This is a genomic window from Vibrio sp. M260112 (assembly GCF_036533775.1).
GTDB lineage: Bacteria > Pseudomonadota > Gammaproteobacteria > Enterobacterales > Vibrionaceae > Vibrio.
Window position 1 is genome coordinate 1 of record NZ_JATABH010000072.1, and the last position, 11471, is coordinate 11471.

Annotated in this window: 9 protein-coding genes and 2 pseudogenes; 4 read left to right on the top strand and 7 right to left on the bottom strand. The window is 43.1% G+C overall.

The features are described from left to right. Positions 1-169: 169 nt before the first annotated feature. Positions 170-1453, bottom strand: coding sequence for a DEAD/DEAH box helicase (locus tag QTN95_RS18825; protein ID WP_138972731.1), 1284 nt, complete (start codon positions 1451-1453; stop codon positions 170-172). 392 nt (positions 1454-1845) lie between these two features. Between QTN95_RS18825 and QTN95_RS18830 the strand changes: the two genes are divergently transcribed. After that, positions 1846-2541: a VC0807 family protein gene (locus tag QTN95_RS18830; protein WP_331418564.1), complete on the top strand. Its 696-nt coding sequence runs from the start codon at positions 1846-1848 to the stop codon at positions 2539-2541. A 99-nt stretch (positions 2542-2640) separates the two neighbouring features. Further along, positions 2641-3969: a D-serine ammonia-lyase gene (gene dsdA, locus QTN95_RS18835; protein WP_331418565.1), complete on the top strand. Its 1329-nt coding sequence runs from the start codon at positions 2641-2643 to the stop codon at positions 3967-3969. An 86-nt stretch (positions 3970-4055) separates the two neighbouring features. Here the strand turns inward: dsdA and QTN95_RS18840 are convergent. The 4 genes and pseudogenes from QTN95_RS18840 to QTN95_RS18855 form a co-directional block, all read right to left on the bottom strand. Next, positions 4056-4196, bottom strand: a pseudogene (locus tag QTN95_RS18840) (ISNCY-like element IS1202 family transposase); the annotation flags it as partial. A 109-nt stretch (positions 4197-4305) separates the two neighbouring features. After that, complete coding sequence (locus QTN95_RS18845; protein WP_331418566.1) at positions 4306-4674, bottom strand: hypothetical protein; 369 nt, start codon at positions 4672-4674, stop codon at positions 4306-4308. A gap of 601 nt (positions 4675-5275) precedes the next feature. Beyond that, on the bottom strand, positions 5276-6073 hold the full coding sequence (locus QTN95_RS18850; RefSeq protein ID WP_331418567.1) for a CPBP family intramembrane glutamic endopeptidase: 798 nt from the start codon (positions 6071-6073) through the stop codon (positions 5276-5278). A 4-nt stretch (positions 6074-6077) separates the two neighbouring features. Next, a complete protein-coding gene (locus QTN95_RS18855; RefSeq protein WP_331418568.1) occupies positions 6078-6245 on the bottom strand; it encodes a hypothetical protein in 168 nt (55 codons plus the stop codon). Between the two features lie 182 nt (positions 6246-6427). On the opposite strand from QTN95_RS18855, the pseudogene QTN95_RS18860 reads away from it, so the two are divergent. Beyond that, positions 6428-7011, top strand: a pseudogene (locus QTN95_RS18860) (IS1 family transposase). A 27-nt stretch (positions 7012-7038) separates the two neighbouring features. Here QTN95_RS18860 and QTN95_RS18865 read toward each other — a convergent pair. Together QTN95_RS18865 and QTN95_RS18870 are read right to left on the bottom strand one after the other, a co-directional pair. Beyond that, positions 7039-7962, bottom strand: a complete 924-nt coding sequence (locus tag QTN95_RS18865) for a GGDEF domain-containing response regulator (protein WP_331418569.1) — start codon at positions 7960-7962, stop codon at positions 7039-7041. 25 nt (positions 7963-7987) lie between these two features. Continuing rightward, positions 7988-10192, bottom strand: coding sequence for an ATP-binding protein (locus QTN95_RS18870; protein WP_331418570.1), 2205 nt, complete (start codon positions 10190-10192; stop codon positions 7988-7990). 320 nt (positions 10193-10512) lie between these two features. Here QTN95_RS18870 and QTN95_RS18875 point away from each other — a divergent pair. Beyond that, a partial coding sequence (locus QTN95_RS18875; RefSeq protein WP_443088877.1) for a transposase occupies positions 10513-11471 on the top strand: 959 nt, incomplete at its 3' end.

Here is an 11471-nt window from a genome sequence, read left to right on the forward strand (position 1 = left end):
TGAGAGTTGCTCAACAGAGAATTGATGAACTTGGTTAAGTGCTTGTCTTAGAAACATAAAAAAATCCGAGTGTCTGGAATACACTCGGATTTTGACACCTTGAAAGGATCGTTCAACCGATCATTTAAGCCTTAACTGATCGGCATTAGCCCGAAAGGCTCCTTTTTTACTATTTACCATTTTTGTTGCGAATCATTCGGCGTAAACGTGAGCGGCGCTCCGCTTCGCCCTGGCTGGCATCACTTGGATTGTTAGTACGGGTTTTACGGTTTTTAAATGCAGGTTTAGTGTGCATTTTTTCTATTAGAGCGTCGCGGTTCTTTGGCTCATAACCTTCTAGCTCTTTACGGTAGATACGTTGACCAATTAAGGTTTCCACCTGTTGAAGTGTTAGCTCTTCTTCACGGTTAACGAACGATACCGCATTACCACGCTGGCCAGCACGACCCGTACGGCCAATGCGGTGAACATAATCTTCAGCCAAAAATGGCATATCAAAGTTCACAACATGAGGTAAGTTCTGAATATCAAGGCCACGGGCTGCAACGTCAGTCGCGATCATCACGCGAGCCTTACCTGTTTTGAATTCTTCCAGCGCACGGCGACGAGCACTCTGCGCTTTGTCACCATGACAAAGCACGGCTTTAATACCATCAAGCTTCAGCTCTTTAAGTAGCTCGTTTGCCGTCTCTTTGTAGTTAACAAAAACCAGCACCTGTTTCCAGTTCTTACGGCCAATAAGCTCCGACAATAGCTCTCGCTTGCGCTCTTGCTCTACAGGGTAAACAACGTGCGCAATGGTGTCAGCGGTCACGTTCTCTCGAGCAACAGAAACGCGTTTTGGTTGACGCAGAATTTGGCCTGCCAGCTTGTTCATCTGCGCTGAGAAAGTTGCAGAGAAAAGCATAGTCTGAGGTTTAGTGGTTACGCCAGCCATGATCTTTTCGATCGAAGCGATAAAACCCATGTCTAACATGCGGTCAGCTTCATCGAATACTAGGTACTCTAGGTTAGCCAAAGAAACGTTATTGAGTTCAATGTGCTCAATCAGGCGACCCGGCGTAGCAACAAGCACATCTACACCCGCTTCAAGGGCTTTTTGCTGCGTTGCCATTTTCTTGCCACCAAAGATCGCAACGGTCTTGATGTCGGTGTACTTTGTGTAATCTTGGATGTTTGTCGCAACCTGTTCTGCCAGTTCGCGTGTCGGCGTTAAGATAACGGCACGCGTTTGGTGGCGGTTAGCGGATTTGGCACTATCAAGGATATTCTGAACGATAGGCAAAGCAAACGCGGCTGTTTTACCCGTACCCGTTTGTGCGTTAGCTAGGATGTCATGTCCACGGCGAGCTAAAGGAATCGCTTGTTGCTGAACTGGAGTGAGTTTCTCATACCCACACTCAGTAAGAGCTTTCACGATTTCTGGAGAAAAGTTTTGTGATGCAAATGACATATCTTGTTCCTAAAGCTAACGACAAATTTAAAGCGTAACCCAAATTACGGTCGCTGATTATAGAGCATTAACGCCGAGATGGGAGTGTAAATGTGAAATTAGCCTAAATAACTCCTCATTTGACGACGTTCTCGCCATTATTGAACAGCCTGATAGTCCCCAAAAGAGCAACTGTGTGACGATTTCTCTTTACCCCGACCACCCCCTCCATAACCACGTCTAACCTAGCATCACGCTATAATAATCAAGGGAATGGCGTCAGGTTTTGATCGCATCTCTTTCATAAGTCGTTACATAACTGGTACTTTAGTGCTTTACATCTGACCTCATACAATGAACACTCCCATTCGAAATTTGTATGTAAGCCAGCCCTATAGAGTCAGTAGAAAATTATGAACAGCACCACCCAAAAAAAATCGAATCCTCTATTCGAAATCTTATTTAACGTCGTCATACCGTCATTTATTTTAATGAAATTCAGCGGTGACGAACATTTAGGAACGGCGATGGCGTTGGTTGTTGCTCTGGCGTTTCCGATCGCTTATGGCGCCATGGATCTGATTCGCAATAAGAAATTTAACTTTATCGCAGCGCTTGGCTTTGTCAGTGTCTTATTAACGGGGGGGATCGGTCTACTCGAACTCGATACTCGTTGGTTAGCACTTAAAGAGGCTTTAATTCCAGGCCTGATCGGTTTGGCCGTGCTAGGTTCAACCTTTACTCGCTACCCATTTATGCAGAAGATGGTTCTAAATGACACCGTACTCAACCTAGAACTGATCACTGAGCGTTTAAAAGAGAATAATAAAACGCAAGCGTTCGAACGCTGTTTGATGTCATCAAACTATCTATTCGCGAGCACATTCGCCTTCTCATCGGCAATGAACTACTTCCTTGCGACTTGGATTGTAACAAGCCCCGCAGGAACAGCAGAATTCAATGAAGAGTTAGGTAAACTGACACTTTACAGCTATCCAATTATCGCGATTCCAAGCATGCTAATGATGTTCGGTATTTTCTACTACGTTTGGCGCCAAATCCGTGCCATGACCGCACTGGAAACCGAGCAGATTTTCCACGCTAAATAACCGACCTCAATGAATGCAAAACGTTCTCAGTAGCCTCTGACACAGAAGTACTAATTTGAATTATATTGGGCCCTATTCGATAACACGCAAGGTAATGTAATGACATTCCGGATTGATCTGCTTATCCAACAATATCCGCTCGTCGAAGAGCTTATCGGACTCAACGAAACATCTTGGTTTAATCCTTCGATTACTTCTGTCGAAGAAGCACTACCGCATGTCGGACTTGATGCGATGGATATTCGAGATGCAAGTGAGCGATTACTACGCTTTGCTCCTTACCTTGCCAAAGCCTTTCCAGAAACAGCGCCAGCACAAGGCATTATCGAATCTGAACTGGTTTCCATACCTGCCATGAAAATGGAACTTGAACGACGATTTAACACCAGCATCGCAGGTCATCTACTCCTTAAAAAAGATAGCCACTTACCGATTTCTGGATCGATCAAGGCCCGAGGCGGCATTTATGAAGTATTGACGCACGCTGAAAGGCTCGCACTTGATGCAGGCTTGCTTACAAAATCCGATGATTACAGCCTACTGCTGAACGAATCTTTTCGTCAGTTTTTCAGCCAGTTCAGCATAGCGGTTGGCTCTACCGGTAACCTTGGAATGTCTATCGGTATCATTAGTGCCAAGTTAGGATTTTCTGTTTCGGTGCATATGTCTGCTGACGCCCGCCAGTGGAAGAAAGATAAGCTTCGCGATCACGGAGTGAATGTCGTGGAGTACGAACAAGATTACGGCGTCGCGGTTGAACAAGGTAGAAAAGAAGCTGAAAGTGACCCTAATTGTTTCTTCATTGATGACGAAAACTCTCAAACTCTATTTTTGGGCTATTCCGTCGCTGGTGAGCGTTTGAAGGCGCAATTTGACCAGCAAGGTATCGTCGTCGACGAGCAACATCCTTTGTTTGTTTATCTACCTTGTGGTGTCGGTGGAGGGCCAGGTGGCGTTGCCTTTGGTCTAAAAATGGCGTTCGGAGACCATGTGCATTGCCTCTTTGCTGAACCCACCCACTCTCCATGTATGCTTCTTGGGGTTCATACTGGACTTCACGACAACATCAGCGTCCAAGATATAGGGATTGATAACATAACCGCCGCAGACGGCTTAGCTGTCGGTCGCGCGTCCGGCTTTGTTGGACGAGCGATGGAAAGGATGATCGATGGCTATTTCACGGTGACGGATGAGCGTATGTACCAACTGTTGGGTCAACTCAATCAGCATCAAAACATCCAGCTCGAACCATCGGCGTTAGCTGGCATGATCGGGCCAATCGTGGTGACAAACAATCACGAATATAGGCTGAGAATGAAGTTTGACAATTCCGTTATGAACAACGCGACTCACCTCGTATGGGCAACCGGCGGTGGCATGGTACCCGAACAGGAAATGCGTTCCTATCTAGCAAAGTCACAAAGCTGATAATGCGCTATACATTGGTATTGAGAACACTCATACCCATAAGTCGGTGACCAGCCCATTACTTTTTCAGCACTTGGTGAATCATGTTTCTGAGGGAAAAAACGCGCATGAATACCACTCGTTGCATCATCCACGATAGCCATGAGGCAAGAGCGTTCATTACCGAACCAGCAATGTGGACTGCCATCCATTTGCAACATAAGCCCAGCCAACGGCATACGCTCTCTGCATCAGCACATTCGTTGTACATTTTTACTCACTGTAGCCTTTGTTGCATTTCTCTGTTCATTGACACCCAGTATAGTTGAAGGGATGTCTATGAATCACACAGTTAAATCAGAATGAAATACCTAGCCCCTTCTCAAGAAAAGCCAGAAAAAAAACCGCTATCCAACTCCACATTCCTAAAGCATTCCACCACATAAACGCCTTAAATTTGACTGAATTTGTTGTAACCCGTTTACGAATAAATGGGTACTTAACCCAATAATCAAAGCAGCGGCTGCCTACCTCCCAAGACAATTGATATTTAGGGCGCATATAACCGTTATCGTCATAGTATTTGCCAAGGTCTTTTGCTAACTGCTTATCCATAAAGATAATATACTTAAAACTCCCTAATGAAATTACTGGCAATATAACTATCGCTGGAAAGCACCACGCAATAGCAACAACACCGACAACAGCTATCAACCAATCCAACATTTATTCATTACCCCAAACGTCTTCAACAACGCCTAACCTGACTTTCCACCATAGATTTTTTCTCTTCTTCTGGGTCTATGATTTCTCTTGGGGGGTATTTGTAATCCATATTCCATCCATAAACTTTTTTAACATAATCCTATCAAAAGTCGGTGTTCATTATTTCAATGATGTTCAATTCGAAAGTTTACCCTTTAAAACAAATACCATACACTTAGATTCTCCATTAGAAGCTATTTCTGGAAGTAAAGTAGCCTTGCAGAGCAGATGAATCGTTAGAAAATGAATTACAGCTTAAAAGCGCATTGCATTGCCAAGCACTTATCCGCACCAGCAGTTTTGGACAGCGAATTAATTGGCAACTAGGCTTTTACCTTTAATAATCGTTGTCTACCAGTTAAATCCTTAAACAAACTTACCAAATTAGAGGATCAACTCTCTACGGAAATCTGTAGGCTAAATAATGCATATTTTGAATTGGCGAAGGTGTATCACGATATATTTAATGGTGCCTGTCCTTTAAGAGTGTTGTCCTTTAAGAGTGAAGGCCTAAACGCGGTGGGTGAAAATTAAACACTCATGCGGTCGCCCTGAGGATCAGTTACTTAATAACGCTTCGATAGATGTACTTTGAAAAGATCACTAAAAAAAGAATCGCAACGACTTGGGGGATGCTCGGTATATATGGTGAACTATCCAAAGAAGGTAATGCATAGTTACCCTCGATCTCAAAATAGAGAACATTAACGACAAGTAGAACTAAATTGTGTATGCAGTGGGTAACAATGGATACTCGCAAGCCAAATTTATAAAATATCCATCCTAAAACGCCACCCATAACGAATGCATGCAAAATGTCTTGATGCAACATACCAAAGCAAACCGATGAAATAAAAATAGAGATGGTTAAGCCAAACCTACTTAGGCACTGCTTTAACAGATATCCACGAAAAATTACTTCTTCTAACACAGGAACAAGAACACAAAATAACAAGGCAGACTCAATTACGCTTAGCCAGTTGATCACCCCTCCATCATTTTTAAACATGGGCTGATAATAGTTGAGCTGATTTAAGATATAGTTTGAATCAAAGGTGTAAGATAGAGCGGTCGAAAAATAAAAGACAGCTATAGAAAGGGGAAAATATAGAGTCGCTACTGTCATCGATTTTTTAAAAGGTGGGGCAGTAGGAATACCATTATTCGAAAGCGGCCCGAATAGTGCCATAGCGAAAGTAACACGGCTTAAATGAACAATAATCACCCAGTAAGATAAAAGAACACTAACGTCAAACTGTCCAAGTATTTCACTAGAATCGTAGAGAATAAAAAACAAGTGCCCTGCGAGGGGCGAGGCACTTGCAGCTATAAAAATAATTAATATAGCAATCTTTAACATGGTATTAACGACCACCTCGTCTATCACTTGAACGTTGATCGCCTGGTGAGTTCATATCACTTCGAGAACGTGATCTCGCAGTTCGATCGCCACTTCTATCACGGCGCTCTCGGTAACGCTCGTTATTTCTCTTAGCCTGCACGTTAGACAGGTCACCATAATTATCTGACATCCAGGCTACCGCGAAAAGCACGCGATGCTCCCGTTACCTGTGAGAGAGCGCTTTCTGATAATACTTTCATTGATATTTCCTTATCTAGCAAATGACAATAAACAGATGTAAAGCAAATACTCGCAATAAATTATTAACACCGAGGAAAGCAAAAATTCAAGCTAAATTACAAAAACCTAACAATCTTGGGCATCTTATCCGCTTTACCAAGATTACTTGGCAAGGGGGTAACGGGCTTTCAGCGATTTCGTTGCATAGAATGTAAGCGTTTCTTTCAGCTTGATTATGCATACCAGGCATATAAGCCTAATGTCAAAGAACAAATTATTGATATGGCGTTGAATAGCTCTGGTGTTAGACAAACAAGCCGTGTCTTAAAAGTTGGCTACAACACCGTGCTACGCACTTTAAAAACTCTCGCCAAGGCAAGTGACCTCTATCCCCTTCGATAAAGCAAACATCTCTCTAATCTGTGAAGTTGATGAGCAATGGTCATTCGTAGGTAAAAAGAAAAATCGTTGCTCGCTTTGCTCAAGCCGTTTGATATCCCTTCTTTTTTACCGATGACTTCAGCGTTTACTCAAAAGAATTACCAAGGGAAAAGCATGTTGTGGGTAAGAGGTTCACTCAACGGATTGAGCGAACCAACCTAACCCTGCGTTCCAGATTAAAACGTTTAGTACGTAGAAAAATCGGTTTTTCCAAATCGGAGAAGATGCACGATAAGGTGATCGGAACATTCATTGAACGAGAATTTTATCTTTGAATCAACCGATTGGAGTCACGAACCGCTTTATCTATAAACTTGGTGCTTTGCTGCCGTCACGTAACAGTTTCGTCCTGACTCTTTTGCAACATAAAGAGCTCTGTCGGCAGACTGAATTAATGTTTTTTGGTCAGTTGCATCGGAGGGATAGATAGCACCACCAATGCTAACCGTGATGTACGCCTTCTCTCCGTCGTATTCGAATTCTGCTTCACGTACCACTTCAAGAAGATTTAGAGCCGTGGTTCTCATGGTATCTGCATCTGTTTTGGGTAACATGACAACAAACTCTTCACCTCCATAGCGAAAGAATTTTTTGGTTTCTTTTAAATTGGTTTTCAATAAATTGGCAAACTTTTTCAGTACTTGGTCGCCAAAAACATGTCCATAGTTGTCATTTATTTTTTTAAAATAGTCAATATCAATAAAAAGGATACCAAGTGGATGAGATTCAATTTTTGAGTGTTCCATTTCTGAATTAATAAACTGATAAAATGGTCGCATATTATATAGACCCGTTAATGGGTCCCTGACCGCCAAATCTTCTAACCGCTTCATCAATTCTTGATTTTGTTTAGTTAGCCATCGCTTTTCTATCGAACGCCTTACTGAGGAGACCATAATATCTAGCTCCTCAATAGGCTTAAGCAAATAGTCGTAAGCACCTGCTCGTAAACAATCAATAGCGGTTAACTCATCACTTTGTCCAGTAAGAATAATGACATCAACGTCTTTACCTGATTGCTTAATATCTTTGAGTAGCTCAATACCACTTTTATTTGGCATGCGAACGTCAGTAATGACGAGATCGATATCTTGAGACATGAAGATCGTTAAACCAATCTCACCATTTTCAGCCTGTACAACGCTATAACCTTCGTCCTCTAGCAGATCCGCAAGTATCTCTCTAATCTCAGGTTCATCATCAACAAGTAGAATTCGTTCATTCACAACAATCCCTTAACTAATAAAACCATTACTTAGTATTAAGTATAGGCAGCTTAATTCGCATCGTTGTGCCATCTTCACTGGTTTGAGCAATATCTATCACTCCTTTATGATCATTGATAATCCCATATGAAATCGATAGCCCAAGCCCCGTACCCTTGCCTTCTTCTTTGGTCGTGTAAAATGGGTCAAAGATGAGATTAGCGACGTCTTCAGGTATACCATGCCCATTGTCGGCCACTAAAATCTCTGCAAATGCACCATCCTCCTGAGATAAACGTGTCGTTATCGTGAGCCTTTTGTTGTCTGTTCTATAAGAATCGAGTGAGTCCCGCGCATTGCTAACAAGATTTAGAATCACCTGTTCCAATTGGTTTGCCTCACCAAGCACCCAAGGAGTTGGATCGGCGAGATGAATATCGACGGCTATGTTATGAAGTCGTAGCTGCTCACTCACCAAATAGAAGCTGTCATTGATCACTTTATTGACGTCAACTGGTTCAAAATCAGTAGATGAACGTCGAGAAAAGGTTCTTAAATGGTCGATGATTTTCATCATCCTTTTGGAGTTCGCTAGCACAGACTCAATGTACTTATTCAGATTAGCATCATCCAGTGTTCCCTTTTTGAGCTTTCTCTCTAGCATTTGCCCACCGTTTCGGATGACCATTAATGGTTGATTAAGCTCATGGGCAACCCCTGCGGATAGTTCGCCAATCGAGGCAAGCTTGCTCGCTTGAATCAATTGAGATTGTGTCGCTTGCAAGTCGATATTCGTTTGCTCTAACTGTTGCTGGATTTGTTTCAGTGGACGGACATCTGCTGCGACAAATACTAAGCCAAGAGACTCCCCGTTTTCATTTAACAAATGAGAACTTGATAGCATCACGTGAATCAACTCCCAAGATTTGGTTACGTAACGGCTTTCTGATCTGAGCTGTGCATTCGAGTTTTCTAAGATATCGCGAAGCGTGTCCAGCCCATCATCGATCAAGATTGCGATATTCTTTCCTATTAACTCCTCTCTTTTATAACCTAACATCTTCAGCGCCGTATCGTTGACCACTTCTATGTCACCGGACTTAGATGTCACGATAAGGCTCTCTGTCATACTTTCTAAAATGTTATCGAGGAACTCTTTCGACACAGTAGTTTCACTGAGTGTTTGGGTCATCTTGTCGAAACGAATACCGAGCAAGCCGAATTCATCATCGCCGTGAATTCTCGTTCGACTATTCAGATGTCCTTCTGTCACCTCATTAACGGAGTTAATCAGCGTCGAGAGTCGGGCAGTTATTGAGTTAGCCACGTAGCGGAATATGTAAAGGCTCAATAGAACACTGATAATCCCAATCATGGATATAATCACCATAAACTTATCAACCGCACTTGCCGCAAGTGCAAAAGCTTTCGCGACTTCATCGGTTTGGATGGAAACCGCCTGGTCGATCGTTTCTAAGATCTCTTCCTCATACTCTTCGACTGATTCTAGTGCCTCTCGAATGGAATCATTGGTTTCAATAAGTTTCTGAGCGGTCAGAGTTAGTTGCAAAATAGACGCTGATAACTGGGGGGAGTCTACCTTTGGAGCCAGATTGGCAATCGAGCGGCTCAGTTCGTCAAAGCTTGCTTCTTTAGGAAGTTGTTCAAACCGGCTTTCCTCATCATCACTGTCTAGCTCTCCAGTGTGCCACAATATAGCGTTGTATAGTTGGTGGTAATAGAGAGGAAGATAGTTGTACAACTGATGCTCTATTTCGTCATCGTGGCCTTCCGTCTCTTGCCAAATGTAGTGCTGCAATAGTTCGAATTCAGCGATTAGGACCCTTTTTTGGTGTTCAAGTGAATAAATTTGTTGCGCATACTCACTGAGCATTTTTTTATGCTCTCCCATGCGCTGCTTAAGACCTAACTCCTTCAAATCAGTTTGGTTTACCGTCCAACGTTCAAGCCACTGATCAAACAATTTATTGGTCTCTTTGAACTCATCTACTTCTTCTTCATCACCCGTCGCCACAAAGCCTTGAATCTCGGCAAATAGGCGTTTCGATAACGACTTTAGCTCCAGGATTGCAATGATGTCAGGTACTGAGTCACTTGCCACATCATTAAACAGTTTGTTTACTTGGTTAAAACCAATTAATGAGGTCATGATTGCGATCAGAAAGCAGAATAAATACAGAAAGAAGTTTGAACGGAGCTTTTTCCTCAGTGGCCAATTATCTATCGTCATTGGTTGATGATTCCTTTACCCGCGTATGAATACGTTGTACTGCTGCACAGCCCAACTTCGAAAAATGGAATTCACATTACAAGTTGAGTATAGCTCTTGAGCTCGAAAAGAAACGGAATCCCTAGATTGATGACTTTTCCGAGCTATTTTTCCGGCATCTTTGGTATGGCGCTAGCAAAAGGCAGCAAAAGGACACACGCCATAAAGGATGAAATAAGAGTGAGTTGTTGATACTTACGCCAAAGGTTCCATTCATGCGGGTTGCCGATTTTTGTTGGCATTCTTAACCTCACTGGATAACTCACCAAAGGGGCGTAAAAATGACAACTGCGAGAAAACAACAGATATGCGTTGATGCCACACCTTATTATCATTGCGTCTCTCGCTGTGTCAGGCGTAGCTTCCTGTGTGGGACTGACCCTATCACTCAACAAAATTATGAGCATCGCAGAGCGTGGGTGAAGCGAAAAATGATGGCGCTCTCGCAACTTTACTGCATTGACATCTGCGCTTACGCCATCATGAGCAACCACTACCACTTGGTCTTACATATCAATCGAGAGAAAGCCCTAAATCTATCGGCTTATGAGGTGGTTGAGCGTTGGCAGCAAGCACACAAACTGCCCAATATCGTATCTCGATGGTTAGAAGGGCAGCTCACCAGTAAGGCCGAGCTTGAAGTGTGTGTAGCGATTATCGAATCTTGGCGTGAGCGACTATGGAGCCTAAGTTGGTTTATGAAAGAGCTTAATTTTGAGATTGCCTGCCAAGCCAACAAAGAAGACCAATGCAAAGGACATTTCTGGGAAAGCCGCTTCAAAAGCCTGGCCCTATTAGATGAACAGGCGCTCGCTGCAGCGATGACGTATGTCGATTTAAACCCACTCAGAGCGGGAATAGCCCAAACACCAGAAACCTCCGATTACACCTCAATTAAAGCGAGAGTTGAGGCATTAAACAATCAGCAAGAGACGGCACCTTGCCTTTACCCGTTTGTTGGGAATGACAATAACCATCAACGTGATGGTATACCGTTTCGACTGATGGATTACATCGAGCTAGTCGATTGGACAGCACGCCAATACCGAGAAGGGAAAGCGAGCTTAAGTGAAGCTACGCTACCGATATTGCAAAGACTTAAGTTCAATCAAGTAAACTGGCTTGAGACTTGTACTCAGTTGGAGCGGCTACGCTGCACCGCAGTAGGTTGTACCCAAAGCGCGATGATTGCCAAACAGCTGATGAATCGAAAGCGAATCAATTTACTTCGGTTGGATAG